Here is a 24,608-nt window from a genome sequence, read left to right on the forward strand (position 1 = left end):
TCTGGTGGCCGCCCGCGCGGGCGGCCACCAGCGGTTCAGTCCAGCGCGGTCGCCCGGCTGACCGTCTCCCAGGAGTCGAGGTCCTTGGCCAGCGCGGCGATCTTGCCGCGGATCGCGTCCACCGCGTCGCCGCCGAGCGCGAGCCGCAGCGGCGCGTCCGGCGCGTCGACCGCGCGCAGGATCGCCGCCGCCGCTTTCGCCGGATCGCCGGGCTGGGTCCCGTCCATGCCCTCCACCGCGGCCCGCGTGGCCGCGGTGGATTCGGCGTAGGCGTCGATGGTCCGGGAGCGGTGCATCGCCGCGCCGCCGAACGACGTCCGGAACGCGCCCGGCTCCACGATCAGCACCTTCACCCCGAACGGCGCGACCTCGGCCGCGAGCGCCTCGGACATGCCTTCGAGGGCGAATTTCGCCGCGCAGTAGGCCCCGAAGGCAGGCGGCGCGAGGAGCCCGCCCATCGAACTCATCTGCACGATCGTGCCGCTCCCCTGTTCCCGCAGCAGCGGCACGACGGCCTTGGTCATCGCGACCGCGCCGAAGAACATCACCTCCAGCACCGCGCGCAGGTCGGCCATCGCCAGTTCCTCGACCGCGCCGACCGAGCCGTGGCCGGCGTTGTTGACGAGCACGTCGATCCGGCCGAACTCCTCCAGCGCGGTCCGGACGGCGGCGTCGATCTGCGCCGGATCGGTGACGTCCAGCTCGACCGCGCGCACCCGGTCCCCGCCTTCCGCGACAAGGCCGGCGAGCGCCTCCGGTTTGCGGGCGGTCGCGAGGACCCGGTCCCCCGCGGCCAGCGCGGCCTGGGCGAGTTCGCGGCCGAAGCCGCTCGAGCACCCGGTGATCAGCCAGACGCGGCCGCCGGTTTCCTCGGTCATTGAGCAGTCCCTCCCGTGGTTTCTTCCGCCTCCGATCGTGGCGCGCCCCGTCCGGGGTCCGCCAACACCGGTTCGCTGGCGGGCTACAGTCTCCGCCTGTGACCCCTGAGCTGCGGCAGCTGCGCTACTTCGTCGCCGTCGCCGAAACGACGAGCTTCACGCGCGCCGCCGCGGCCCTGCACATCGCGCAGCAGTCGCTGTCGCAGCAGATCACCGTGCTGGAACGCCAACTCGGCGCGAAACTCTTCACCCGCGACCCTCGCGGCACCCGGCTGACCGCGATCGGCGAACTCTTCCTTCCGGAAGCTCGCGCCGTACTCGCCCGCGCCGACGCCGCGGTCGCGACGCTCGCCCGCGCAGTCCGCGGCGAGATCGGCGCCCTGCGGCTGGCTTTCCTTGCCAGCACTGCGAATTACCTGCTCCCGCCAGTCGTGCGCGCGGTGCGGGAGCAGCTCCCGGAACTGACCGTGACCACTGCGGAGGTCTCGATCGCGGAACTCGTCGACGGCGTCCTGCACGGCCGCTTCGACGCTGGCTTCACCCGCCCGCCGCTGGTCGACGGCCTGGCGACGCACCTCCTGCTGACCGAGGAAGTCTGTGCGGTCCTGCCGTCCGGCCACCGCCTGGCCGACCGTTCCGCCGTGCGCCTGGCCGACCTCGCGGGCGAGCCGTGGGTGCTGACGCCGCGCACGTCCTGGGCTCCCTGGCACCGCAAGTACGACGCGGATTTCGCCGCGGCCGGATTCACTCCGGAGGTCGTCCAGCGCACCGCGACGGTGCAAGGCTTGCTGGGCTTGGTCGCGGCCGGGGTCGGCGTCACGCGGCTGGCCCGGTCCGCCCACAGCCTGCGCCGCACCGGGGTGGTTTTCGTGCCGCTGGAAGGAGAGTCCGCACGCACGATGGTGGTGTGGCGGTCCGACGGCCCGCGCCCGTCCGCACTGCTGGACGTGGTGACCCGGCTGGCGGAGACAACGGATCTTTCCGGCGCGGGCTGACGTTCCGACATGCTTCCGCGGTGGCAGACGACGAGTGGACGATCGAGCGGGCGCGGGATTTCGACTCGCTGCGCGGCAGGCGCATCTAGTCGCGGCCGGGGTGGAGATGGCGGTACGGGAGCACTGCCCGGACGGCGGCCCCACCGGCCCGGTCGAGGACGTCGTCGTCTTCGACCGATCCCGTCGCGGCTGAGCGTGTCGAACGGTCGACGCCGCGGCGCACCCGCGTCCGGATCGACCCGTTGCCGAGGATCAGCTTTCGCTGACCTTCACCGAAAACGAGTCGATGCTCCTCCCCGCCCCCGGGACTCGTGCACCGCGCCCCGGGGGCACCGCGAGGGTGGGAGAACCACACCCCCTCTGCGCACCCCACCGCCGCCGGACGCGATCTAGCCTGGGTTCATGAGCGACAGCAACCTCCTCGGCGAGTTCCTGCGGGCCCGGCGCGGAACCACCGTCCCGGCGGACGCTGACCTCGCCGACACCCGGCGCCGGGTCAGCGGGCTGCGCCGGGAGGAGGTCGCGCGGCTCGCCGGGGTGAGCACCGACTACTACGTGCGGCTCGAGCAGGGCCGGGAGCGCACGCCGTCGGCCCAGGTCGTGGAGGCGCTCGGCCGGGCGCTGCGGCTCGACGACGAGGCGCTCGCCCACCTGCACTCGCTGGCCCGGCCCAAGCGGCCGAGGCGGCGGCCGGCGAAGGAGCGCGTCAGTCCGCGGCTGGTGCAGCTGATGGACGCGTGGCCGCAGACGCCCGCGGTCGTGCTCGGCCGGTGCATGACCGTGCTCGCGGCGAATCTGCTCGGCGAGGCGCTGTTCGCCGGGCACGAGCACAGCGGCGACCTGCTGCGGCTGGTCTTCCTCGACCCCGACGCCCGGGCGTTCTACCCGGATTGGGAACGAGTCGCGGTCAACACCGTCGGCGGGCTGCGGTCGGCGGCGGGCACCGATCTGGACGATCCGCTGCTGATCGAGGCGGTCGGCGAATTGTCCCTCAAGAGCGCCGATTTCCGCCGTTTGTGGGCACGCCACGAACTCCGGCAGAAAACGCACGAAACGAAACGGTTCCGGCACCCGCTCGTCGGAATGCTCACCCTGCACTACGAAACCATGACCGTGAACAGCGCTCCCGGCCAGCAACTCGTGGTGTACCAGGCGGATCCGGGCAGTCCGTCGGAGGCCGCGCTGGGGCTGCTCGGCAGTCTCGCCGCCGGCGAACCGTCCTAACCGCCGCTTTTTCCGCGATTTCCGAATTCCTTCAGGGGTATCTCCATGTCTGAAAACAACGCACCCGTCTGGTTTATCACCGGATGTTCCACCGGGCTCGGCCGCGCACTCGCCACCGCCGTCCTCGAACGCGGCCTGCGTGCGGTCGTGACGGCCCGCGATCCCGAGCGCGTCGCGGATCTCGTCGCCGCGCATCCCGGACGCGCGCTGGCCGTCGCGCTCGACGTGACCGACCAGCAGCAGATCACCGCCGCGGTCGCCGAAGCACACCGCGTCTTCGGCCAGATCGACGTCCTCGTCAACAACGCGGGCTACGGCTACCTGGCCGCCGCGGAAGAAGGCGAGGACGCCGAGATCCGCGCGCTGTTCGAGGCCAACGTATTCGGCTTGATGGCGATGACCCGCGCCGTCCTGCCGGGAATGCGAGCCCGACGCAGCGGCCACGTCGTTTCGGTCTCGTCGCTCGGCGGGCTGGCCGCCTTCGGCGCGACCGGCTACTACCACGCGACCAAGTTCGCCGTCGAAGGCTTCAGCGAATCGCTGGCCGCCGAGGTCGGGCCGCTCGGGATCGGCGTCACGATCGTCGAACCGGCCGCGTTCCGCACCAACTGGTCGGGTCCGTCCATGCGGGAATCCGCGATCCGCATCGACGACTACGCCGACACCGCGGGCGCGCGCCGCACCTCCACGCTCGCCACCTACGGCAAGCAGCCGGGCGACCCGGACCGCGCCGCGACCGCGGTCATCGACGCCGTCACCTGCGCCGAACCGCCGCTGCGCCTGCTGCTCGGCCGAGCCGCCTACGACATCGCCACCGCCCGCCTCGACGCCCTCCGCAAGACGTTCGACGACTGGCGCGACGTCACCCTGTCCGCCGATTTCCCGAAGGAATCCGCATGAGCAAGACCGTCCTGATCACCGGTGCCAGCAGCGGCATCGGCGAAGCCACCGCCCGCCGCCTCGCCGCGGACGGCTGGCACGTGATCGCCGGCGCGCGCCGCGAAGACCGCCTCGCCGAACTCGCCGCCGGCGCGGACGGCATCGAGGTCCACCGCCTCGACGTGACCGACCGTGCCGACGTCACCGAGTTCGTCGACCGCGCGGTGCGCGACCACGGCGAGATCGACGCGTTCATCGCGAACGCCGGCGTGATGCCGTTGTCCCGCTTGGACGCCGGGCTGGTCGAGGAGTGGGACCGGATGATCGACGTCAACGTCCGGGGCCTGCTGCACGGCATCGCCGCCGCGCTGCCGCACTTCACCCGCCAGCGCCGGGGCCACTTCGTCACGGTCGCGTCGATCGGCGCGCACCAGGTCACGCCGACCGCGGCGGTGTACTGCGGCACGAAGTACGCGGCGTGGGCGATCACCGAGGGCCTGCGGCTGGAATGCGACCCGTCAATCCGCGTCACCACGGTCTCCCCCGGCGTCGTCACCTCCGAACTCGCGGACACGATCAGCGATCCGGCAACGCAGGAGTTCATGCGGAGCTACCGGAAGAACGCCATCGAACCGAAAGCGATCGGCGACGCCATCGCCTACGCTCTGGACCAGCCGGCCGACGTCGACGTCAGCGAGATGATCGTGCGCCCGGCCCGACAACGCTGAACGAAGGAGGAAGCCGCGCCGCAGTACCTGCTCGGGATCCGGCTGCGGAACCCTGGCCCCGAGGTGCTGGCGGACATCGCGGCGCGCCTCGAAGCGGTGACCGATCTCGGCGGCCGTGCTCGAGCGGGTCTTCCGCGCCGAGCACGGCCGTGCGGTCGCGGTGCTGGCCCGGGTCTTCGGCGACCTCGACCTCGCCGAGGACGCGGTCCAGGAAGCGTGCGCGAGCGCCACCGGGAAATGGCGGGCGGAAGGACTTCCGCCGAGTCCCGCGTCCTGGCCGCCCTGCTGCGCGGCGAACCCGAGGTACTGGGCTTGCTCGCGCCGCACCTGCCCACCGAATCGCGCCAACGAGACCGAACGCGCGCTGCTCCAACGAAAACACGCCGCGCTCCGCCCGGCTGACCACTCCCGACGCGCACGTCAGCTCTCAGCCGGACTTCCCCCGGCTGATCACGCCCTCGACAATCCTCGTCAGGTGCGCCCCGACGTTCTCGACGCCGCCGTTCTGCACCGCGATCTGCGCCCCCTCCATCGCGAACGTCAGTTCCGCCGCGCCCAGCTCCGGGTCCGGCAGGCCGAGCCCCTCGCACATCGCGCGAAGCCTGCCGAACTGGCGGGTCTTGTGTTCGCGGATCAGCCGCCGCGCGGGATGGTCCGGGTCGGGCAGTTCCGCGACGGAGTTCGTGAACGGGCAGCCGCGGTGGGAGAAGCCGGGCAGGCCGTCGACGATGAACCGGCCCACCGCGCGGATCTGCTCCGCGTAATCGCCTGGATGCGTCTGTTCGGCCGCGTCGAACGCGGCCGAGTAGTCGTGCACGACGATCCGCAGCCATTCCGCGATGAGCGCGTCCTTGGTGCCGAAGTGCCGGTAGATCGCCATCTTCGTGGTCCCGGCGCGGTCCGCGATCGCCTGTACGCCGACGCGGACGACGCCCTCGTTGAGGAACAGTTCCTCGGCCGCGTCGAGGATGCGCTCGCGAGGCGGCAGGGTCGCGACCCTCGTCGGCCGCCGGGCGGAGGTGCTCGTCATCGGTTCGTCCTCGGGGCTGGCAGTGCGGTGCGTCACGAGCTACGGTACACAACCGTCCCCCGTGATACCACTCGGTATCACTCAATACGCACAAGTATCGCGAAGGACGTGCCGGTGAAACTCTCCGAATACGCAAGCCACGACGCGGTCGGCCTGGCAGACCTGATCTCCCGGGGCGAGGTGACGGCGGCGGAGGTCGCCGACGCGGCCGCACGAGCGGTCGAAGCGGTGAATCCGCGGATCACCGCGGTCGTCGAAACCTGGCCGCCGGAGAACGCCCCGGGTTCCGCGCCCTTGGCGGGCGTGCCGTTCCTGATCAAGGACCTCGGCGTCGCGATGGCGGGCAAGCGGAGCGAACTGGGCAGCCGGTTGGCCGCGGGGTTCGTCGCGGCCGAGGACTCGTTCCTGATGCGCCGCTTCCGCCGGGCCGGTCTGGTCACCATCGGCCGCGCCGCCACGCCGGAAATGGCCTACAGCACCACCACCGAACCGGAGTTCTACGGCGCGACCCGCAACCCGTGGTCCCCGGACCGGAGCGCGGGCGGCTCCAGCGGCGGTTCCGGCGCGGCGGTCGCGGCCGGGATCGTCCCGCTCGCGCACGCCACCGACGCCGCGGGTTCCATTCGCGTTCCCGCTTCCTGCAACGGATTGTTCGGCCTGAAACCCTCCCGCGGCCGGGTTTCGCAGGGACCGGGCGCCGACGAGGTCTTCAACGGCCTGGCCGTGCAGGGCAGCTTGAGCCGGACCGTGCGCGACAGCGCCGTCCTGCTGGACCTGATCGAAGGCCCGGAACCCGGCGACCCGTACTTCGCCCCGCGCCCGGACCGCCCGTACGCCACCGAGGCGAAGACGGATCCCGGCCGTCTGCGAATCGCGGTTCTGCGGCAGCCGTGGGGCGGACGGCAGCCGACCGAACCGGTCTCCGCGGCGCTGTCCGAAACGATGCGCCTGCTGGAATCCCTGGGCCACGAGGTCGAGGAAACCTCACTGGCGCTGGGCGTCTCCTGGGAGGAATTCGTCCTCGGCAACGCCCGGATGTGGGCCGCGAACCTGGCCCCGTGGATCGACAGCGTCGCCGCCGCGACCGGCCGCCCGGTCGACGAGACCACGCTGGAACCGGTCACCCTCGCCAGCTACCGCTACGGCCACCAGGTCACCGCCGACGAGTTCGTCCGCGCCCTGATGATCCGCAACAGCGTTTCCCGGACCTTCGCCCGGCACTTCGAGCACTACGACCTGTTCCTCTCCCCGACCCTGCCCGAGCCGCCGGTCCCGCTCGGCGTCTACGGCGAGGGCGCCGAGCACCTGGACGGCCTGGGCTGGCTGAACCGCGTCCTGGACCGCTCCCCCTACACCGCGGCCGCGAACGTTTCAGGGGTTCCGTCGATGTCCGTCCCGCTGGCCGAGGCTGCCGGACTGCCCGTCGGAATGCAGTTCACCGCCGCGTTCGGCCGCGAAGACCTGCTGTTCCGCCTGGCCGGGCAGCTCGAACAGGCCGCCCCGTGGACCCACCGCCGCCCGCCGGTCTGGGCAGGCGAATGACAGCTTGAGTCCACAGTAGACAGTTGCCGGGCGGTGACCCGCGTCCCAGCCCCCTCAAGCCCTGCCGGCGGGGCCGGGGTTCTCGCTAGACTTGGCGAGCGATGCGACGATTCCGGTGGTGGTGGGGGGCGCTGGTCCTCGCCTGCGTAGCTGTTCTGGTGGGTTTCTTCGTCTTTTTCGGCACCGAAAGCCGGCCGGGCCAGCCCTTTCCTCGCCAGGGCCCGCCCGGCCGCGGCCCGCTGACCATCGTCTCGATCGGCGACAGCACCGTTTCCGGCGAAGGCGCCGGCGCCTACAGCCCCGACACCGACGGCAAGAACGGCGACTGGTGCCACCGCTCGTCGGCGGCGTTCGTGCAGAAGGTCCGGATCCCCGGCATCACCGCCCGGGTCAACCTGGCCTGCTCGGGCGCACCCGCGGCCCAGGTCGCCCTAGGCGACGCCAAACAGTGGGGCGAACGCTCGCAAGCCGCGCAACTGGCCGACGTCGTCAAGGACCACCGGGTGGCCGCGGTGGTGATCGCCGTGGGCGCGAACGACGACCCGAAGTTCTCCGCACAGGTCAGCGAATGCTTCAAGGCGTGGTTCTCCTCCGACGGCCCGTCCTGCAGCGTCGCGCTGAAGCAATCCTGGAAGTCCAAAGTGGACGCCATGGTCCCGAAGGTGGCGAACGCGGTAGGCGACGTGAAAAAAGTACTGGCCGACGCCGGCTACGTCCCCGCCGATTACCAACTGGTGCTTCAGTCCTACGCCGCCCCAGTAGGCCCGGACATCCCCGCGGATCTGCAAAGCCTCAACGGCTGCCCCTTCCGCACGGACGACCTGCAGTGGATCTCGACGACGGGAATCAGCACCCTTTCCGCGGGAATCAAACAAGCGGCCGCCCAATCCGGCGCGCGTTTCCTGGATCTGGCCCGAGCAGGAGAAAAACACGAAGCCTGCTCCGGCGGCCCGAACCTGGCCACGGAATGGTTCACGCGCCTGACCCTGCACCTGAACGACCTAACGCAGGTAGAACGCGCGACGCACGCACTTCAGGAATCCTTCCACCCGAACGCCGCCGGACACGCCGCGATCGCCGACTGCCTCACCGACTTCCTCACGACCCAGCAAGGCAACGCATCCTGCCTGGCAGGCCCAGACGGAAAACTCCACGCAGTCCCAGAACCAGTGAGCTAGCCGCGCGCAACGCACCCCGAGGCCAATTCCGCGAGGGCCACCTTCACCGCCCCCGGAGCCCCTCAGCGTTTCCCCTCACGACCAGCACCCGCCGCCGGAATGCGCCCCAATACCGCATCAGGGCACTACCCGCACGCGCGAACCCAAGCCCTAACGCACCCAACCCGCGCAACAAACCGCCACCGCTGCACCCAAACAGCGTGGCACCCAGCCCCTCCCCCGCACCCCGATACGAAGCCTCCCTGCGGTCTGGGGGTGCTTGTCAAGGCATCTTTCCCGCCTTGACAAGCACCCCCAGACCGTCAGCACAATCAAGCTTCGGGGTGCCCCACGCAACCACCCGAGGCGCAATGTCGCCCGCCAGGGCGACGAGCCGCCCCCAAGGAAGACTCACAAATCCAACGCAGCCCTCAAAGCCACATCGATCTGCTCCTGAACATCCGAATCCACCTCCGCGACCCGCTCCGCCAGCCAAGGCCGATAAAGCCGCGTCAGATTCAACGTGGACACCCAATACCGAGCATCCACCGCCACCCCGAGAATGTCCTGCGGATCCCGATCCAGCAGTTCCGTCCCGAGCAGCCAAGGCCGCTCGGACTCGTTCACCCCGTCCGAAGACAGCAGCACCACAGTCCGCTGCCGCGCGGGATCCGTAGGCGGGTGGTAGGTCCAGACCTCACCCCTGCGCACGCATCTCCTTCTCCGCAGCCGCCCGCTCCGCCTCGTCCGCCTCGGCGGCAGGCGTGGCGGGAGCCCGCTGCGGGGTATACCCGGTCCGGACCGCCTCGCGCCGAGCCGCTTTGGACAGCCAGGACGAGACCGAAATCCCGTGTGCTTTCGCGGCCCGCTCGGCGTACTCGAGCGCACCGGTGTCGAGCGAGAGTGTCACCTTACGTGTCGCCATACCTTTTACCGTACCACTCTCACCGCTCCAGCGGCCTTCACAACGTCGGCGACCGCCCCTCGAACGGGGTGGACAGCACGACGGTGGTCCGGGTGGAGACCTTCGCCGCCTCGCGGATCCGCCGGAGCAGGTCTTCGAGGCCGAGCGGCGACGCGACCCGCACCAGCAGGATGTAGGACTCGTCGCCGGCCACCGAGTAGCAGGACTCGATCTCTTTGATGTGCTGGATCCGCTGCGGGTAGTCGTCGGGCGCGGCCGGGTCGTTCGGGGTGAGCGAGATCAGCGCGGTGAGCGGGAGGCCGATCTGCTCGCCGTCGAGCCGGGCGGTGTAGCCGAGGATGACGCCGCGCTGCTCGAGGCGGCGCACCCGCTGGTGCACCGCCGACACCGACAGCCCGACCCGTTCGGCGAGGTCGGTGAAACTGCGCCGGCCGTCGGCGGCCAGCTCCTGCACGATCGCCTGGTCGAGCGGTTCCAGCGGCCCGCTCATGCCGTCGCCTCGGCGCCGGGGCGGACGGCGGTGCTTCGGTTGCCGGCCGCGCTCATGCGTCCAGCACGACCAGTTCGTGCGGCCGCGTGTTCACCGGCTCGACGCCCGACTCGGTGACGAGCACGATGTCCTCGATCCGGGCGCCCCAGCGGCCCGGCTGGTAGATGCCCGGCTCGACGCTGAAGGCCATGCCCGCCTCGAGCGGCAGCGCGTTGCCCGCGATGATGTAGGGCTCCTCGTGCACGTCGAGGCCGATGCCGTGGCCGGTGCGGTGGATGAAGTACTCGCCGAACCCGGCGGCGGCGATGACGTCGCGCGCGGCCTTGTCGATGCTCTCGGCGGTGGCGCCGGGGCGGACCGCGTCGACGGCGGCCTGCTGCGCGCGCTGCAGGACGGCGTAGGTCTCGGCGACGTCGGCGTCGCGGGGTTCGCCGATCGAGTAGGTGCGGGTGGAGTCGGAGTTGTAGCCCTCGGGCACCGGGCCGCCGATGTCGATCACGACGACGTCGCCGCGTTCGATGACGCGCTCGGACACGTCGTGGTGCGGGCTGGCCCCGTTGGGACCGGAGCCGACGATGACGAAGTCGGCGTGCGTGTGGCCCTCTTCGACGATGGCGGCGGTGATGTCCGCGCCGACCTCGGCCTCGGTGCGGCCGGCGCGCAGCCATTCGCCCATCCGCGCGTGCACGCGGTCGATCGCCGCGCCCGCCTTGCGCAGGGCGTCGATCTCGGCGGCGTCCTTGCGCATCCGCAGTTCGCGCACGATCGGCCCGGCGAGCGTCTGCTCGGCGTCGCCGAACGCGGCGCGCAGGGACAGCACGTGCAGCGCCGGGGTGAAGTCGCTGACCGCGATCCGGCCGGGCTTGCCGAGCCGGTCGGCGACGAGCCGGTAGGGGTCGTCGCCGTCGACCCAGGTGAGCACCTCGACGCCGAGTTCGTCGGTGGGCACGCCGGCGTAGCCGGGGGCCTCGAGCTTCGGCACCACGAGCGCGGGAGTGCCGTCGGCGGGAACGACGAGAGTGGTCAGCCGCTCGAACGAACCGCCCGCCTGGCCGAGCAGGTACCGCAGGTCGGATCCGGGCGCGACGAGCAGCGCGTCGGCGCCGGCGGCGGCAGCGGCTTTCGCGGCGCGGTCGAGACGGGCGCGGAGCGCGGCGGCGTCGGGGGCGGGCGAATGGAGGGATCGGCTCGACATGACGCCGAGCCTAGTACCGGCGTCCCCGCGCAGCCGCCCGTGCTCCCCGATCCGGCGTGCCGCCCGGGTTTCCGCGGGAAGGCGCGCCGGACGCGCCCGGCGCGACTTTCGGGCCCGCGCGGGCCGGACGTGGCAGGCTGTGCGGGTGACCGGACCACTCGCTCTCCTCGATTCCGCGAGCCTCTACTTCCGCTCGTTCTACGCGCTGCCCGATTCGATGACCGCGCCCGACGGGACGCCGGTCAACGCCGTGCGCGGGTTCACCGACACGATCGCGCGCATCCTGACCGACCGGCGTCCGTCGCGGCTGGTCGCTTGTCTCGACGCGGACTGGCGGCCGAAGTTCCGCACCGATCTGCTGCCGAGCTACAAGGCGCACCGGGTCGCGGTGCCCGGCGACGGCGGGGCGGACGTCGAAGAGGTGCCCGACACGCTGACCCCGCAGGTGCCGATCATCCTGGAAGTGCTGGAGGCGTTCGGGTTCGCCGTCGCGGAGGCCGACGGCTACGAGGCGGACGACGTGATCGGCGCGCTCGCGACGCGGGAGAAGGACGCGCCGGTCGAGGTGATCACCGGCGACCGCGACCTGTTCCAGCTCGTGCGCGAGGAGCCGACGCCGACGTCGGTGGTGTACGTCGGGAAGGGCTGGGCGAAGGCGGAAGTGCTGGGGCAGCGGGAAATCGCCGAGAAGTACGGCGTTCCGGCCGAGTCCGCCGGGCCCGCTTACGCGGACATGGCCGCGTTGCGCGGCGACCCGTCGGACGGGCTGCCCGGCGTGGCGGGGATCGGCGAGAAGACCGCAGCGAAGCTGATCACCCAGTTCGGTTCGCTGGAGGAACTCGTCGCCGCGGCCTCGGCCGGGGATGCGCGGGTGCCGCTGAAGACCCGGCTGCGGCTTTCCGAGGCCGCGGACTATCTGGCCGTCGCGCCGACCGTGGTGCGGGTCGCGGTGGACGCGCCGGTCGTGCAGTCCGGGCCGGACGCGGTGCCGGCCGCGCCCGCCGATCCGGAGCGGGTGGCGGAGCTGGCCGAGAGGTGGAACCTGGGCCGTTCGGTGGAGCGGCTGCTGGCGGCGCTGCCCGGAGCGTGACCCGCTCGGGGAGGGTTCCGCCGCGTGGTGGAACCCTCCCCGCCGGTCAGAAGTGCGTGCCGGTCCAGGGCTGGACGCCGGTCCGGAACAGCGCGTCGACGCGGGACAGCGTTTCCGCGCTCGCGCCGGTGATCCGGCCGGACAGCGCGAGCGGGCCGGCTTCCCAGGCGCCGAGGTACAGCATCGCCAGCGTGTCGACGTCGAGCCGCAGATCGGCCTCGGCCTCGGTGCGCTCGACGCCGCCGCTGCCGACCCGGTAGCGGCCGCGGTTGTCCGGCAGCATGCGGTCGTTCACTTCGAACACCACCGGTTCCGCCGAGCCGTACGTGCGGGCTGCGAGCGCCGCCGGCACGTCGATCAGCCGCAGCCACAGTTCGTCGTCCACGCCGACCGTCTGCGCCCGGCGCGGGTCGACGAGCAGCAGGCCGACCGGCTCGTCCACGGGGCGGCCGCGCACGTTCACGACCTCGACCAGGTCCACCGACAGCAGGAACCGCCACAGCCCGGCCAGCGCTTCCGGGTTCGCCGCGTGCAGGTCGTGGACTTCGAGCGCGGCGCCGCGTTCCGGGTCGAGGTAGCTGCTCTGCGGCACGACGTGGAAGACCGCGTAGCCGTCGTCGCCGTCCGGTCCAGTGTGGACAGCGACGCGGTGGTTGCCGCCGTCCGGGTAGAGGTGCCAGTTGAACGCGATCGGCCACCACAGCTCCGGGCGGGCGATCGTGCCGGGCCTGCCGGTGTCGATCCGTTGGTACAGCGAAGGAATCGTCGCGACCGCCTCGTCGGCGGAGAGCAGCCGGACGCGGCCGGGGGCGACGACGGTTTCGCGCAGCGGAGCCGGTTTCTTCACCTGCAGGGTGGCCATGCGGGTCGCGACGCCGTAGCCGAAGCGGCCGTAGATCAGCGCTTCGCTCGCGTGGAGCGCGGCGACGACGTGGCCGCGCTGGGCGAAGTCGTGCAGTTGCCGGTCCATCATCGCGGTGAGCACGCCGCGGCGGGTCCAGTCCGCGCGGACGCCGACGCCGTCGACCGCGGCCATCGGCACGGCGGCGCCGCCGGGGACGGTGAGCTTCGTGGCGAAGGAGCTGGCGATGCCGATGGGTTCGCCGTCGTGGAACGCCCCGGTCCGGCCGTCCGCCGTCCAGGAGCCGCCGATCTTCGCCCAGCGCTCGTCCGAGACCGGGTTCCCGTGCAGGGACCGCACCAGAAGGTCGAGAGTCGCGCGGCTTTCGGAGTCGGTGATCTGGCGTACCACGTAGTCGCTCATGTCCCGATTGAACCAATCGCGACGGCCGCGCGGCCAACGGATTTACTGCGGCGGATCGACCCGGTACTTGCCGTCCGCGCCGGTCACCGTGATGGGGACGTGTTTCGTCGTGCCCGCGATGTCCACAGTGCACTGGAAGCGCGAGCCGTCGGCGACGGGCTGCCGGTCCGGGCAGGACACCGTGCCGACGTTCGCCAGCTTGTAGTCGTCGGCGAGGAGCCGGGTGACGGCCGAGGCCATCACCCGGGAGTCGAACACGCGCGTCGCCGAGGACGAGCTGGGCGCGGACGACGACGCGACGCCCGGCTGCGCGGGACTGTTCGGCGTGACGGTGACCGTGTGCACCGGGGCCGGGGGCGTCCCGCTGTCGCAGCCCGCGGCGGCGAGCATTCCCAGGCCGCACAACAGCAGCACCCGCACGGCGCGCATCAAACCCGCTCCTCTGCGCGAAAACGTCTGGTCAACGGTCAGAAGAACGTACCGCACCACACGGATTCGCGCGTGCCGAAGAGAACGTCGGCGGCTTCGGGCGCGGCCGGGTCGAGCACTTCGACGCGGCCGGTGGCGGCGAGCGCGGACGCGCGCCACGTTCCGAAGTAGAGCATCGACAGGGTGTCCGCCGAGAGCCGCAGCGCGGGTTCCGCGTCGGTGCGGGAAGCGCCGTCGGGGCCGACGAGGTAGCGGCCTTCGTTGGCCGGCAGCGACCGGTCGGAGACTTCGAGCACGACGGGTTCGGCCGGGCCGTAAGCGCGGGCGGCGAGCGCGGCGGGCACGTCGACCAGCCGGAGCCAGCTTTCGTCGTCGGTGCTCTCGGTTTTCGCCATCCGCGGGTCGGTGAACAGCAGCGCGTGCGGTTCGTCGAGCGGGCGCATCGCGAGCACGATCTCGTCGACCAGGTCCACCGACAGCAGGAACCGCCAGAGCCCGGCGAACGCGTCCAGGTTGGCGTAGTGGAACGCCAGCACTTCCAGTTTGGCGCGGTCGTCGCCGCTCTCGACGTGGTAGGTCAGGTAGCCGTCGACACCGTCCGGTCCGCGGTGCACGGCGGTCTGGACCAGTTTCGCCCGGCGGCGCACCTGGGCTTCGTAGCCCGGCCAGTAGACCTCGGGCCGGGTCATCGCGGCGACGCGGCCCATCGCGGTCGCGGCGTAGAGTTCCGGCCATTGCGGGGCGGCCTCGTCGACGCCGAGGACGGTGACCTCTCCCCCGGCCGGCACGTCCGGGCGCAGCTGAGCCCGGTGCCGGTCCACCACGACCTTCTTGGCGAGCGTCGCGATTCCGTAGCCGTAGCGGCCGTAGATCGCGCCTTCCGACGCGTACAGCAGCGCGAGCGCGACGCCTCGTTCGGCGAAGTCCGCCAGCTGCGCGGCCTGCAGTGCGCTGAGCACGCCGCGGCGGGTGCGTCCGGCGCGGACGCCGACGCCGGTGACCGCGGCCAGCGGGAGCCGCTTTCCGCCGGGGACGACCATTTCGGAGTCGAACGAGCGGGCGGTGCCGATCAGGTCGGGTCCGAACACGCCCAGGACGCGGCCGTCCTGGTGCGCCGCGGAGGCGCGTTCCCATTCCTCGTCGGTGCCGGGCTGGACGTGCAGCGCGGCCCGGAACAGGTCCCAGGCCGCGCGATGCTCGTCGGGGCGGAGGGTCCGGACGGTGTGGTCGCTCATGCCCCGATCATTCCCGGGGCGGCCGCCGGATCGCCACCGAATTGCCCGGGCGTCACTTCGCCGCGGGCGGCGAGACCTCGTAGTTGCCGTCGGTGCCCTTGACGGTGATCGGCACCTGCTGCGGTTTGCCGTTGATGGTGGCGGTGCACTCGAATTTCGCGCCGTCCTCCACCTTCTGCTCGGCCGGGCAGGTGACTCCGCTGACGCCCTGGATCTTGTAGGTGTCGGTGAGCAGCTTCGCGACGTCGGTCTGCATCTGGTTGTTGTTGAAGACCTGGGTCTTGAAGAAGCCGGGCGCGACGAAGCCGAGGATCGCCACGACGGCCACCACGACGACGAGCGCGCCGATCCCGATGAACAGGCCCTTCTTCGACCCGCCCGAGGATTCCGGCGCGGCCCCGCCGGGCTGCCCGTAGTCGTACTGGCCGGGCTGCTGGCCGCCGTATTGCTGCTGCGGCTCGCCGTATTGCTGCTGCTGGCCGTAGGAGGGCTGCTGCCCGTACTGCGGCGGTTGCTGGCCCCACTGGGGCTGCTGCCCGTACTGCGGCGGTTGCTGGCCCCACTGGGGCTGCTGCGGCGGCTGCTGCTGTTGCGGGTAGCCGCCGGGCTGCTGGCCGTACTGCGGGTCCTGACCGTAGGGCTGCTGGCCGTACTGCTGGGGCGGGTACGGCTGCTGCTGCGGCCCGCTCTGCGGGTACGCGCCCCCCGGCTGCTGCCCGTAGTGGGGGTCCTGGCCGTAGGGCTGCTGTTGCCCGTACTGGGGCTGCTGCCGCGGGTCGTTGCCGCCATACGGCGTGCTCATCGTTAGCCTCCGCCTTCGTGTGTCCGCATCCGCAGGCCGGGCCGCGGGTGTCGTGCGCGATCCAACCACAGGTCTGGACCTAGCACACGTGTCCGCGCGCAGTCGCTACCAAGGTGTGCCCTCGCGGTCACGCCGCGCCCGCGGCCACCACGCCGCGGCGCAGCGCCCGGACCGCCTGCGCGGCCGCCGAGCCGACCGGGTCCTCCTTGCCGAGGACGTCGCGGATCTGGTCGAGCAGGTCGATCACCTGGCGGCACCAGCGGACGAAGTCGCCGGCGGACAGTTCCTGCCCGTTGGTCTCGGCCGCGGTGAGGACCTTTTCCAGGGATTCGCCGCGCGCCCAGCGGTAGACCGGCCACGCGAACCCGGCGTCGGGCTCGCGGGTGCGGTCGAGGCGGTGGCGGCGTTCGTCCTCGGTGAGTTCGACCCACAGCCTGCTGGTTTCCTGCCACGCGCCGGGGACCGCGCCGCCGGGCAGGCGGGGTTCGCCCGCCGTGTCGCGGCGGGCCTCGAACACGAGCGTGGAGACGACGGCGGCGAGCTCGGCCGGGCCGAGGCCGTTCCAGACGCCGTGCCGGATGCATTCGGCGGCGAGCAGGTCGGATTCGCTGTAGAGCCGGGTGAGGCGGCGGCCGTGTTCGGTGACGCGGTCCTCGCCGTCGCCGGGGCGGACGTAGCCGCGTTCGCCGAGCAGCCGCAGGATCCGGTCGAACGCGCGGGCCAGCGAGTGCGTGGTGGCCGCGACTTTGCGTTCGAGCTGTTCGGTTTCGGCGGAAAGGCGCTGGTAGCGCTCGACCCAGCGGAGGTTCGCTTCGCGTTCGGCGAGGCCGTGGCACGGGTGGGCGCGCAGGGCGCGCCGCAGCGAGGCGAGTTCGGCGTCGTCGGCGGCCGCGGTGCGGCGGCGCTGGCGGCCGGGCAGGGCGATCCCGGAGTCGCGCAGCGACGAGGCGATGTCGCGGCGGGTTTTCGGCGAGCGCAGTTCGAGGTGCTTGGGCAGCCGGATCCGGCCGAGCGTTTCGACCGGGGCCGGGAAGTCGGCCGCCGACAGCGGTCCGGACCAGCGGTCCTCGGTGACCACGACCGGGCGGGGTTCGCGGATCGGGTCGAGGCCGGGGTCGACGACGACGGCGAGCCCGGCGCGGCGGCCGGCCGGGACCGCGATGACGTCGCCCTTGCGCAGTTTTTCCAGCGATTGGGCGGTCTCGGCGCGGCGGGAGGAGGTGTTCTGCCGCGACAGGGTCTTCTCGCGGGCGGAGATCTTGGCGCGGAGTTCGACGTACTCCAGCATCTGGTCGAAGTCGCCGGTGATCGCGGCGGTGTAGCCCTTGAGGGCTTCCTTGTTGCGTTCGATCCTTCGTGCGGTGCCGACCACCGACCGGTCGGCCTGGAACTGCGCGAACGACTGTTCCAGCAGGTCGCGGGCGGCGTCCGCGCCGACCTGGGAGACCAGGTTGACCGCCATGTTGTAGCCGGGGCGGAACGACGAGCGCAGCGGGTAGGTGCGGGTGGAGGCGAGCCCGGCGACCGCCTTCGGGTCGACGCCGGGCTGCCAGGCGACGACGGCGTGGCCCTCGATGTCGATGCCCCGGCGCCCGGCGCGGCCGGTGAGCTGGGTGTATTCGCCCGGGGTGAGGTCGACGTGCGCCTCGCCGTTGTATTTCACGAGCCGTTCGAGCACGACGGTGCGGGCGGGCATGTTGATGCCGAGGGCGAGGGTTTCGGTCGCGAACACGACCTTGACCAGGCCGCGGACGAACAGTTCCTCGACGGTTTCCTTGAACGCGGGCAGCAGCCCGGCGTGGTGGCCGGCGAAGCCGCGTTCGAGGGCCTCGCGCCATTCCCAGTAGCCGAGGACGCCGAGGTCGCCCTCGGGCAGTTCGGCGGTGCGCTCGTCGACGATCCGGCGGATCTCCTCGACCTGCTCGGGGCCGTTGAGCCGCAGGCCGGAGCGGACGCACTGGGCGACCGCGGCGTCGCAGCCGGCGCGGGAGAAGATGAACACGATCGCGGGCAGCAGCCCGGCGTGGTCGAGCCGTTCGACGACGTCCACGCGCGACGGCGGCCGGAACCTCGGGCCGCGCGGCGGGGCTCCCCGGCGGCCGCCGCGCGGGCCGCGGAAGGTCGGCGCGAACCGGCCGAGGTCGTCGGTTTTGCGCAGCAGCGTGGGGTTGATCCGCAGCTGCTCCCCCGGGTCGGCCTCGTTCTGGCCGGCGAACAGGTCGAGCAGCTGGTTGCCGACCAGCATGTGCTGCCACAGCGGGACCGGCCGGTGCTCGTCGACGACGACGGCGGTGTCGCCGCGGACCTCGACGAGCCATTCGCCGAATTCCTCGGCGTTGCTGACGGTGGCGGACAGCCCGACGACGCGGACGTGCTCGGGCAGGTGGAGGATCACTTCCTCCCAGACCGCGCCGCGGAAGCGGTCGGCGAGGTAGTGGACCTCGTCCATGACGACGTAGCCGAGTTCGGGGATGGCGGAGCTGCCCGCGTAGAGCATGTTGCGGAGCACCTCGGTGGTCATGACGACCACCTGGGCGTTGCCGTTGATCGAGGTGTCGCCGGTGAGCAGGCCGACGGCGTCGTTGCCGTAGCGCTCGACGAGGTCGGCGTACTTCTGGTTCGACAGCGCCTTGATCGGGGTGGTGTAGAAGCATTTGCGGCCCTCGGCGAGGGCGAGGTGGACGGCGAACTCGCCGACCACGGTCTTGCCTGCCCCGGTGGGGGCGCAGACCAGGACGCCGTGGCCCTCTTCGAGCGCTTCGCAGCCGCGGATCTGGAAATCGTCGAATTCGAAGGCCGATTCGGCGGAAAACCGGGTCAGCTGGGGGTGCTTGGCGCGGCGACGGGAGGCAGCGTAGGCCTCGGCCGGCGATGGTGAAGGGCTAGTGGCCACCCCGTCAGGGTTTCATACGCCACCGACATTCCGCACGCGGTGTGCACAACGCCCAGGCTCACGCGACGACGGTCAGCGCGGAGGGCACGCAGACCGCTTCGGCCGGGGTGCCGCCCTGGTCCTCGCCGTCGGCGTAGACGGGCCAGCCGGGTGCTTCGATCCGCAGCGTGCGGGTGCGGAAGGTCTGGACGCTGGGCCGTCCGACGTGCTCGCCGGTGCGCAGGTGCGGGAGCATCCGCAGCAGGCGGGCGCGGCCGAGCGCGCCGATGACGGTCACGTCGAACAGCCCGTCGTCCGGGGTCGCGGCGGGGCAGACGGGGATTCCGCCGCCGTAGTACGGGGTGTTGCCTGCCGCGACGAGGGTGGCGTCGAGTTCGAGGACGCCGTCGTCGGTGTGCAGGACGATCGGGCGGGGGGTGAACGCGGCGAGTTCGGCGAGGATCGCGAGGTCGTAGCGGCGGGGTCCGGCGGGCCAGCGCATCGCGTTCGCGCGGGCGTTGACGGCGGCGTCGAATCCGGCGCACAGCACGGTCGCGAACCAGGTGTCGCCGAGCCGGCCGAGGTCGAGGCTGCGGCGGCGGCCGGCCCGCAGTGCTCTCGCGAGGGCGTCGGCGGCGGCGCGCGGGTCGGGCGGGACGCCGAGGGCGCGGGCGAAGTCGTTGCCGGTGCCGGAGGGGACGAGGCCGAGCGCGACGCCGTGGTCGGCGCAGAACTGGACGCCCTGGTGGGCCGCGCCGTCGCCGCCGAGGACGATCAGCACGTCGAGGCCTTCGGCGTGCGAGGACCGCATGAGGGCGCGGGATTCCTCGACGCTGGTGGCGACGAGGAGGTCGAGCCGGTCGACGGCGGGCCGCAGCCGTGCGGCGACCGCTTCGGCGGCGCGGGCGGCCGCGCCGCGCCCGGAGGCCGGGTGCACGGCCAGTGCTGCGTTCAGGCCCACGGTCAGGTGATGTCGTCGGTCGGGCCGGAGCGGCCGGCAGGCGGCTTCTGCGCGGCCGGTTCCTCGCCGTCGGCGGTGGTCGGCGTGTAGTGGAACGGCGCGGCCTCGTCGTCGGCGAGCTGGTCCCAGCCCTCGTCCTGGCGCACGCGGTCGAGCTTGCGGTCGTGGAAGCGGGCGATCTGGATGGAGATCTCGAACAGCAGGGTGAGCGCGCCGGCCAGGCCGAGCATCGAGAACGGGTCCGAGCCGGGAGTGGCGAACGCGGCGAACACGAACAGCGCGAACACGATGCCGCGGCGCCACTTCTTGAGCTGCTGGTACTTGAGCACGCCGACGCGGTTGAGCATCACGACGAGCAGCGGGAGCTCGAAGCTGACGCCGAAGATCACCAGCAGCGACAGGATGAAGGAGATGTACTTGTCGCCGGTGAGCGCGGTGACGAACTGGTCCTGGCCGAATCCGGCGAGCAGCGCGAGCGCGTGCGGGACGAGCAGGTAGGCCAGCACCGCGCCGGCGGCGAAGAGCACCGAGGCGAAGCCGACGAAGGTCAGCGCGTACTTGCGTTCCTTGGCGTAGAGGCCGGGCGCGATGAACGCCCACAGCTGGTACAGCCAGGCCGGGGACAGCAGGACCGCGCCCGCGGCGACGCCGACCTTCAGGCGGAGCATGAAGACTTCGAACGGCACGGTCTGCAGCAGGCGGCAGCCGTTCTCGCCGCCGAACCGCTGTTCCTTCGGGATGGCGCAGTACGGGTGGGTCATGATGTCGCCGAGCGACGGGATCGGCCCGAACCGCTGGCCGAACCAGATGAACCCGAAGATCGCGCCGATGACGACGAAAACGACCGCCCAGCCGAGCCGGCGGCGGAACTCGTAGATGTGCTCGATGAGCGTCATCGTGCCGTCGGGGTTTTTCCGACGGCTGCGCCGGCTCCGCTTGCTGGACCGGCTGCCGTTGCCGTGGGCGGCTTCCGCCACTGGTCGTTCCGTTCTCGTCAGAGCCCGCCGGGGCGCGCCGCGCCGGCGCGCCGCCGTGGACCGGGGACCGGGTGGTGCGCGCGGAGGGTCAGCTCGCGTTCTTCTGCGGCTGGTCGGCCGAGGCCGCCTGCTGCTTCTTCAGTTCGTCGAGCTGGCGCTGGAGGTCGGCGACCTGCTTGTCCTGCGCGGTCTGCGCGGGCGCGGCGATGTGCCGGGTGTCGGCGGACTCGGCCTCGGCTTCGGCCTTCTGCTCGCCGGTCAGGTCCTTGGTCTCGGCCTTGAAGATCTTCATGGACTTGCCGATGGACCGGGCCGCGTCCGGGAGCCGCTTCGCTCCGAACAGCAGAACCACCACGAGCACCAGAACGATGATGTGCCACGGCTGCAGCGCGTTCATGGTCGCCTGCCCTCCTTGTCTGGGGTCTGTGCCGATGTTACTTGTTGCCGGGCGCCGGGCGGCGTTCGGCCACGGCCACACGGAGTGCCGCGGACCGGGCCCGGAGCAGTCCGGTCCGGTCGTGGGTGTCCGCACTGACCATGCTCATGGTGCGGCGGAAGCGGCGCAAGACTCCGGCGGTCCGTACCAGCAGCAGGGCCAGGACGAGCAGGCCGGCCGCGAGCAGCACGTAGACGGGCAGGTACGGCACTGAAACCACCTTATCGGTCGGAGATGGACGTGAGGTGACGGGCACGCGCCACGGCGTCGGCGGCCCGGCGACCGACTGCGTGCGCGAGTGTGGCGGGGCTCTCCACCTGGGCTTCCCCGCCGAGGCTGAGCACGAGGCGGACCATCCAGGGCTCGTCGCTGTACCGCATGGCGATGCGCAGCCGTCCGCCGTCGAGTTCGTCGAGTTCCTCGCACGGGTAGTACTCGGCGACCCAGCGGGCGTCGGGGTCGAGCACGAGATGGGCGACCCGCTGATCGGGACGGGCGGAGAAGACGCCGTCGGACAGGTCGGTGGGCCGCGCGTGGGCGGGCGGGGCGGCGGGTTCGTCCAATACGGTGAGCGCATCCACCCGATCGAGGCGGAAGAGCCGGACGCCTTCGACGCGTCGGCACCACGCTTCGAGGTAGCCGACGCCTTGGACGATGACGAGCCGCATCGGGTCGACGGTGCGTTCGGTGATCTGGTCGCGGGAGGCGGTGTAGTAGCGCATCCGCAGCGCGCGGCCGTCCTGCAGCGCGCCGGCCACGGTTTCGCGGGTGCGGGCGGCGCGGGCTCCTTCGCGCACTCCTCCCCCGACGACGACCCCGGCCGGGCGGGCCTGCCCGGCGGCGTCCTCGATTTTGGCGATGGCCCGGCGGACCGCGTCGCCGTCGGCCACTCCGGGGGTTTCGGCGAGGGCGCGCAGGGCGACCAGCAGCGCGGTGGCCTCGCCGCCGGTGAGGCGCAGCGGGCGGCTCATCCCGGCGTCGTGGGTGACGACGATCGTGTCGCCTTCGAAGGACAGGTCGATGAGGTCGCCGGGGCCGTAGCCGGGCAGGCCGCACATCCACAGCAGTTCGAGGTCCTTGCGCAGCTGGCGCGGGGTGACGTCGAAGTCCTGGGCGGCCTCGTCGATCCGGATGCCGGGGCGGGCCAGCAGGTAGGGCACGAGCGCGAGCAGTCTCGGCATGCGCTCGGCGGAGGCGCTCATCGGGCGCTCCCCTGCCCGGCGCGGGCCAGCACGGCCTCGAGCCGGTGCTGCACGGATTTGGCGAGCACGTCCGGTTCGAGCACGAGCACGTCCGGGCCTTGCGCGGCGATCCAGTCGGCGGCCGATTCCGGGAAGTACAGGCCGATCTCGATCACGTCGCCTTCCTCGCCGGCGACGGTTTCGCGGCCCACGACGTCGCCGCGGCGGCGGACTCCGGCGGCGCGGCCGTCGGCGACCCACAGCCGGGCGGTGGTGACCGGGGCCGGTTCCTCGCTGCCGCCGGTCACCGACACGAGCTGCATCAGGTTGACGCCCTCGGGCCGCACGACCGCGCCCGGTTTCCCGATCGCGGCGACTTTCCCGGTGACGCGGGAGAGCCGGAAGCAGCGGGGCGCGTCGCGGTCGCGGTCGTGCCCGACGACGTACCAGCGGGCGCGCCAGGACACCACGCCCCACGGTTCGAGCGTGCGGATGCGGCGTTCGGGCGAGCCGCTGCGCCGGTATTCGAACCGGACCGCCTGTCCGGCCTGGACGGCGGCGAGCATCGGCGCGAACGCCGGTTCGGCGCGCACCCGGGGCTCGATCAGGGTCGGGGCCTGGTCGTCGACCTCGACGCCGGCCGCGCGGAGTTTCACCAGCGCGCCCTGGGCCTGCCCGGTGAGTTCGGGCGAGTCCCAGAGCCGGACGGCGAGCCCGACGGCCGCCGCCTCGTCGGGGGCGAGGTCGATCTCGCCGAGTTCGTAGTCGCGCCGGGCGATGCGGTAGCCCTCGACGGGGTCGAAGACGGAGTTGCGGCCGGTTTCGAGCGGGATGCCGAGTTCCCGCAGTTCGGTCTTGTCGCGTTCGAAGGTGCGGAAGAAGGCGTCGTCGCTGGCCGCGTCGGCGTACCCGGGCACGATCCCGCGGATCCGCTCCGCGGTGAGGTACTGCCGGGTGGAGAGCAGGGCCAGCACGAGGTTGACCAGCCGTTCGGCGCGTGCGGTGGACACCAGACGACTCTAGCTCTCCCCGTCGCGCGCGATCGTCAGGTCCAGCCCGCGCGCGTCGCGCCTGGTCAGGATGGGCGCGGCGAGGGGACCCTCGGCGCGCGCCCGGTCACGCGCCGCCGTTCCGGACAGCCTTGCCGCCCGGAACGGGTTCCCTCCTACGGAACCAGCTTCGCCACGCGCCCCTTGGCCCCGCTGGCCCAGCACGCCCCGGTCCAGGCGCAGTCGACGGTGTCGAAACCGCCGGTGTCGAACGAGGTCCAGTGCCGTCCCCCGTCGCGGCTCAGATCGCTCCCGCCGGGCCCGACGGCCAGCACCGTGCCGCCGCGCCAAGCGAGCCCGGAGCGGTACCCGGCGGGATGCTCCGGCGGAGTACGCCAGCTGCGGCCGCGGTCATGGCTCACCGCGACAGCCGGACCGGGCGCGGTCGGGTTGGCGTAGTCGCCGCCGATCGCGACGCCCTGCCACGGGTTGCGGAACGCGACCGCGAAAACCCCCGCCGACGCGCTGCTCGGCAACGGCGTCCGGGCCGCGGTCCAGTGCCTGCCGCCGTCTCCCGAGTGCAGAACGCGTGCCTGCGGGCCGCCGCCGGTGGCGAGCCACGCGTCGAACGGCCCGGACGTGGTGACGCACTGGCCGCTGGCCGCGAACCCGGCTTCTCCGGGCTCGGCGGGCGGGAACGCGTCCTCCGGGATCTGCTTCCAGCTGCGGCCGCCGTCGAAGGTGGCCTGGACGCGGAACTTCCCGTTGACCGGGTCGCTCATCGCGAGCCCGCGCCAGGGGTCGAAGAAGGCGAGGCAGTCGTAGAACGCGGCGGAATCCGGGTTGCTGAACGTCTGCCGCCAGTGCTTCCCGCCGTCGTCGGTGCGATAGACCCGGGAATCCGCACCAGGCCCGATCGACAGCACGACGGCGTGCCCGGCGTCGAAGGGCTCGATGTCGCGAAACTCGAGCTTCCCGGCGCCCGGCGGCCCGACCGACAGCCAGTTACGCCCGCCGTCGACCGTCCGCAGCACCGTGCCCTGAGTCCCGCTGACCCACGCGACCCGCTCGCTGACGGCGGACAGCCCACGGAATTGCGCAGTGGTGCCCGTGGACAGCAGCTGCCACGACGGCAGCGAAGAAGCCGCGGCAACTCCGCCGAGAGACACCGACAACACCGCCACCAGAACTAAAACAGCCCGGAACGCACGCATGCCAGAATCCTGCCGCACCCGCCCGACGACTTTCGTCGGATTCTCCGCCCGCACCAACGGTTTCCCGCTCACGCAACCCCAACGCGGGATCGCGTCGGCGTGCGGAGGGGCGATG

26 protein-coding genes are annotated in these 24,608 nt (G+C 72.0%); 8 read left to right on the forward strand and 18 right to left on the reverse strand.

Features of this window, described 5'->3' with window-relative positions; all coding sequences use genetic code 11:
- Window positions 1–35: 35 nt before the first annotated feature.
- On the reverse strand, window positions 36–878 hold the full coding sequence (locus tag F9C12_RS03230) for an oxidoreductase (RefSeq protein ID WP_409464683.1): 843 nt from the start codon (window positions 876–878) through the stop codon (window positions 36–38).
- A 98-nt stretch (window positions 879–976) separates the two neighbouring features.
- On the opposite strand from F9C12_RS03230, the gene F9C12_RS03235 reads away from it, so the two are divergent.
- The 5 genes from F9C12_RS03235 to F9C12_RS03255 all read left to right on the forward strand — a co-directional run bounded on the left by F9C12_RS03235 (window position 977) and on the right by F9C12_RS03255 (window position 4,704).
- Window positions 977–1,873, forward strand: coding sequence for a LysR family transcriptional regulator (locus tag F9C12_RS03235; protein WP_409464684.1), 897 nt, complete (start codon window positions 977–979; stop codon window positions 1,871–1,873).
- Between the two features lie 34 nt (window positions 1,874–1,907).
- Window positions 1,908–2,066 carry a hypothetical protein gene (locus tag F9C12_RS03240; RefSeq protein WP_409464685.1) on the forward strand — a complete coding sequence of 53 codons (159 nt, stop codon included), beginning with the start codon at window positions 1,908–1,910 and terminating at the stop codon, window positions 2,064–2,066.
- A 209-nt stretch (window positions 2,067–2,275) separates the two neighbouring features.
- Window positions 2,276–3,097 (forward strand): helix-turn-helix transcriptional regulator, encoded by an 822-nt coding sequence (locus tag F9C12_RS03245; protein WP_409464686.1) that lies wholly within the window; start codon window positions 2,276–2,278, stop codon window positions 3,095–3,097.
- Window positions 3,098–3,142: 45 nt separating this feature from the next.
- Complete coding sequence (locus F9C12_RS03250; RefSeq protein WP_409464687.1) at window positions 3,143–3,997, forward strand: oxidoreductase; 855 nt, start codon at window positions 3,143–3,145, stop codon at window positions 3,995–3,997.
- Complete coding sequence (locus tag F9C12_RS03255; RefSeq protein ID WP_409464688.1) at window positions 3,994–4,704, forward strand: SDR family oxidoreductase; 711 nt, start codon at window positions 3,994–3,996, stop codon at window positions 4,702–4,704. Before F9C12_RS03250 ends, F9C12_RS03255 begins: the two co-directional genes overlap by 4 nt.
- A gap of 427 nt (window positions 4,705–5,131) precedes the next feature.
- Here the strand turns inward: F9C12_RS03255 and F9C12_RS03260 are convergent, their stop codons facing one another.
- On the reverse strand, window positions 5,132–5,734 hold the full coding sequence (locus tag F9C12_RS03260) for a TetR/AcrR family transcriptional regulator (protein ID WP_409180495.1): 603 nt from the start codon (window positions 5,732–5,734) through the stop codon (window positions 5,132–5,134).
- 114 nt (window positions 5,735–5,848) lie between these two features.
- On the opposite strand from F9C12_RS03260, the gene F9C12_RS03265 reads away from it, so the two are divergent.
- On the forward strand, window positions 5,849–7,276 hold the full coding sequence (locus F9C12_RS03265; protein ID WP_409464689.1) for an amidase: 1,428 nt from the start codon (window positions 5,849–5,851) through the stop codon (window positions 7,274–7,276).
- A 101-nt stretch (window positions 7,277–7,377) separates the two neighbouring features.
- On the forward strand, window positions 7,378–8,454 hold the full coding sequence (locus F9C12_RS03270) for a GDSL-type esterase/lipase family protein (protein WP_409180497.1): 1,077 nt from the start codon (window positions 7,378–7,380) through the stop codon (window positions 8,452–8,454).
- A 390-nt stretch (window positions 8,455–8,844) separates the two neighbouring features.
- On the opposite strand, the gene F9C12_RS03275 is transcribed toward F9C12_RS03270, so the two are convergent.
- From F9C12_RS03275 to F9C12_RS03290, 4 genes are read right to left on the reverse strand one after another with little or no spacing between them, the layout of a single operon-like run.
- On the reverse strand, window positions 8,845–9,144 hold the full coding sequence (locus F9C12_RS03275; protein ID WP_409180498.1) for a hypothetical protein: 300 nt from the start codon (window positions 9,142–9,144) through the stop codon (window positions 8,845–8,847).
- Window positions 9,131–9,358 (reverse strand): hypothetical protein, encoded by a 228-nt coding sequence (locus tag F9C12_RS03280; protein WP_009078209.1) that lies wholly within the window; start codon window positions 9,356–9,358, stop codon window positions 9,131–9,133. The genes F9C12_RS03275 and F9C12_RS03280 overlap by 14 nt, the downstream gene beginning before the upstream one ends.
- Window positions 9,359–9,395: 37 nt before the next feature.
- Window positions 9,396–9,848 carry an Lrp/AsnC family transcriptional regulator gene (locus F9C12_RS03285; RefSeq protein WP_409180499.1) on the reverse strand — a complete coding sequence of 151 codons (453 nt, stop codon included), beginning with the start codon at window positions 9,846–9,848 and terminating at the stop codon, window positions 9,396–9,398.
- Between the two features lie 52 nt (window positions 9,849–9,900).
- Complete coding sequence (locus F9C12_RS03290; RefSeq protein WP_409464690.1) at window positions 9,901–11,043, reverse strand: M24 family metallopeptidase; 1,143 nt, start codon at window positions 11,041–11,043, stop codon at window positions 9,901–9,903.
- Window positions 11,044–11,188: 145 nt separating this feature from the next.
- Here F9C12_RS03290 and F9C12_RS03295 point away from each other — a divergent pair, with 145 nt between their 5' ends.
- Window positions 11,189–12,133, forward strand: coding sequence for a 5'-3' exonuclease H3TH domain-containing protein (locus F9C12_RS03295; protein WP_409464691.1), 945 nt, complete (start codon window positions 11,189–11,191; stop codon window positions 12,131–12,133).
- Between the two features lie 46 nt (window positions 12,134–12,179).
- Here F9C12_RS03295 and F9C12_RS03300 read toward each other — a convergent pair whose 3' ends face one another.
- From F9C12_RS03300 to F9C12_RS03355, 12 genes are all read right to left on the reverse strand, one after another.
- Complete coding sequence (locus tag F9C12_RS03300) at window positions 12,180–13,397, reverse strand: GNAT family N-acetyltransferase (RefSeq protein WP_409464692.1); 1,218 nt, start codon at window positions 13,395–13,397, stop codon at window positions 12,180–12,182.
- 42 nt (window positions 13,398–13,439) lie between these two features.
- A complete protein-coding gene (locus F9C12_RS03305) occupies window positions 13,440–13,826 on the reverse strand; it encodes a DUF4333 domain-containing protein (protein WP_409464693.1) in 387 nt (128 codons plus the stop codon).
- Between the two features lie 38 nt (window positions 13,827–13,864).
- Entirely contained in the window at window positions 13,865–15,061 is a 1,197-nt protein-coding gene (locus tag F9C12_RS03310; RefSeq protein WP_409464694.1) for a GNAT family N-acetyltransferase, read from the reverse strand.
- Window positions 15,062–15,113: 52 nt separating this feature from the next.
- Window positions 15,114–15,863 carry a DUF4333 domain-containing protein gene (locus F9C12_RS03315; protein ID WP_409464695.1) on the reverse strand — a complete coding sequence of 250 codons (750 nt, stop codon included), beginning with the start codon at window positions 15,861–15,863 and terminating at the stop codon, window positions 15,114–15,116.
- A gap of 127 nt (window positions 15,864–15,990) precedes the next feature.
- Window positions 15,991–18,756, reverse strand: a complete 2,766-nt coding sequence (locus F9C12_RS03320; RefSeq protein ID WP_409464696.1) for a DEAD/DEAH box helicase — start codon at window positions 18,754–18,756, stop codon at window positions 15,991–15,993.
- 58 nt (window positions 18,757–18,814) lie between these two features.
- Window positions 18,815–19,696: a diacylglycerol/lipid kinase family protein gene (locus tag F9C12_RS03325; RefSeq protein ID WP_409464697.1), complete on the reverse strand. Its 882-nt coding sequence runs from the start codon at window positions 19,694–19,696 to the stop codon at window positions 18,815–18,817.
- A gap of 2 nt (window positions 19,697–19,698) precedes the next feature.
- The gene (gene tatC, locus F9C12_RS03330) at window positions 19,699–20,673 is read right to left on the reverse strand and encodes a twin-arginine translocase subunit TatC (RefSeq protein ID WP_409180508.1); all 975 of its coding nucleotides are present in this window, start codon (window positions 20,671–20,673) and stop codon (window positions 19,699–19,701) included.
- Window positions 20,674–20,761: 88 nt separating this feature from the next.
- Entirely contained in the window at window positions 20,762–21,070 is a 309-nt protein-coding gene (gene tatA, locus F9C12_RS03335) for a Sec-independent protein translocase subunit TatA (protein ID WP_409180509.1), read from the reverse strand.
- A 37-nt stretch (window positions 21,071–21,107) separates the two neighbouring features.
- Window positions 21,108–21,320 carry a bacteriophage holin gene (locus F9C12_RS03340; protein ID WP_037370413.1) on the reverse strand — a complete coding sequence of 71 codons (213 nt, stop codon included), beginning with the start codon at window positions 21,318–21,320 and terminating at the stop codon, window positions 21,108–21,110.
- 10 nt (window positions 21,321–21,330) lie between these two features.
- On the reverse strand, window positions 21,331–22,311 hold the full coding sequence (locus F9C12_RS03345; protein WP_409180511.1) for a helix-turn-helix transcriptional regulator: 981 nt from the start codon (window positions 22,309–22,311) through the stop codon (window positions 21,331–21,333).
- Window positions 22,308–23,300, reverse strand: a complete 993-nt coding sequence (locus F9C12_RS03350; RefSeq protein WP_409180512.1) for a helix-turn-helix transcriptional regulator — start codon at window positions 23,298–23,300, stop codon at window positions 22,308–22,310. Before F9C12_RS03350 ends, F9C12_RS03345 begins: the two co-directional genes overlap by 4 nt.
- A 155-nt stretch (window positions 23,301–23,455) precedes the next feature.
- Entirely contained in the window at window positions 23,456–24,493 is a 1,038-nt protein-coding gene (locus F9C12_RS03355) for a WD40/YVTN/BNR-like repeat-containing protein (protein ID WP_409464698.1), read from the reverse strand.
- Window positions 24,494–24,608 lie beyond the last annotated feature (115 nt).

Source organism: Amycolatopsis sp. GA6-003, assembly GCF_046267895.1.
Lineage (GTDB): Bacteria > Actinomycetota > Actinomycetes > Mycobacteriales > Pseudonocardiaceae > Amycolatopsis.

Coding starts and splice junctions, on each gene's coding strand:
- F9C12_RS03300 (WP_409464692.1), bottom strand. CDS start 13,397: ATGAGCGACTACGTGGTACGCCAGATCACCGACTCCGAAAGCCGCGCG.
- F9C12_RS03345 (WP_409180511.1), bottom strand. CDS start 22,311: ATGAGCGCCTCCGCCGAGCGCATGCCGAGACTGCTCGCGCTCGTGCCC.
- F9C12_RS03315 (WP_409464695.1), bottom strand. CDS start 15,863: ATGAGCACGCCGTATGGCGGCAACGACCCGCGGCAGCAGCCCCAGTAC.
- F9C12_RS03280 (WP_009078209.1), bottom strand. CDS start 9,358: ATGGCGACACGTAAGGTGACACTCTCGCTCGACACCGGTGCGCTCGAG.
- F9C12_RS03230 (WP_409464683.1), bottom strand. CDS start 878: ATGACCGAGGAAACCGGCGGCCGCGTCTGGCTGATCACCGGGTGCTCG.
- F9C12_RS03310 (WP_409464694.1), bottom strand. CDS start 15,061: ATGAGCGACCACACCGTCCGGACCCTCCGCCCCGACGAGCATCGCGCG.
- F9C12_RS03305 (WP_409464693.1), bottom strand. CDS start 13,826: ATGCGCGCCGTGCGGGTGCTGCTGTTGTGCGGCCTGGGAATGCTCGCC.
- F9C12_RS03260 (WP_409180495.1), bottom strand. CDS start 5,734: ATGACGAGCACCTCCGCCCGGCGGCCGACGAGGGTCGCGACCCTGCCG.
- F9C12_RS03250 (WP_409464687.1), top strand. CDS start 3,143: ATGTCTGAAAACAACGCACCCGTCTGGTTTATCACCGGATGTTCCACC.
- tatA (WP_409180509.1), bottom strand. CDS start 21,070: ATGAACGCGCTGCAGCCGTGGCACATCATCGTTCTGGTGCTCGTGGTG.
- F9C12_RS03245 (WP_409464686.1), top strand. CDS start 2,276: ATGAGCGACAGCAACCTCCTCGGCGAGTTCCTGCGGGCCCGGCGCGGA.
- F9C12_RS03270 (WP_409180497.1), top strand. CDS start 7,378: ATGCGACGATTCCGGTGGTGGTGGGGGGCGCTGGTCCTCGCCTGCGTA.
- F9C12_RS03290 (WP_409464690.1), bottom strand. CDS start 11,043: ATGTCGAGCCGATCCCTCCATTCGCCCGCCCCCGACGCCGCCGCGCTC.
- F9C12_RS03285 (WP_409180499.1), bottom strand. CDS start 9,848: ATGAGCGGGCCGCTGGAACCGCTCGACCAGGCGATCGTGCAGGAGCTG.
- F9C12_RS03355 (WP_409464698.1), bottom strand. CDS start 24,493: ATGCGTGCGTTCCGGGCTGTTTTAGTTCTGGTGGCGGTGTTGTCGGTG.
- F9C12_RS03255 (WP_409464688.1), top strand. CDS start 3,994: ATGAGCAAGACCGTCCTGATCACCGGTGCCAGCAGCGGCATCGGCGAA.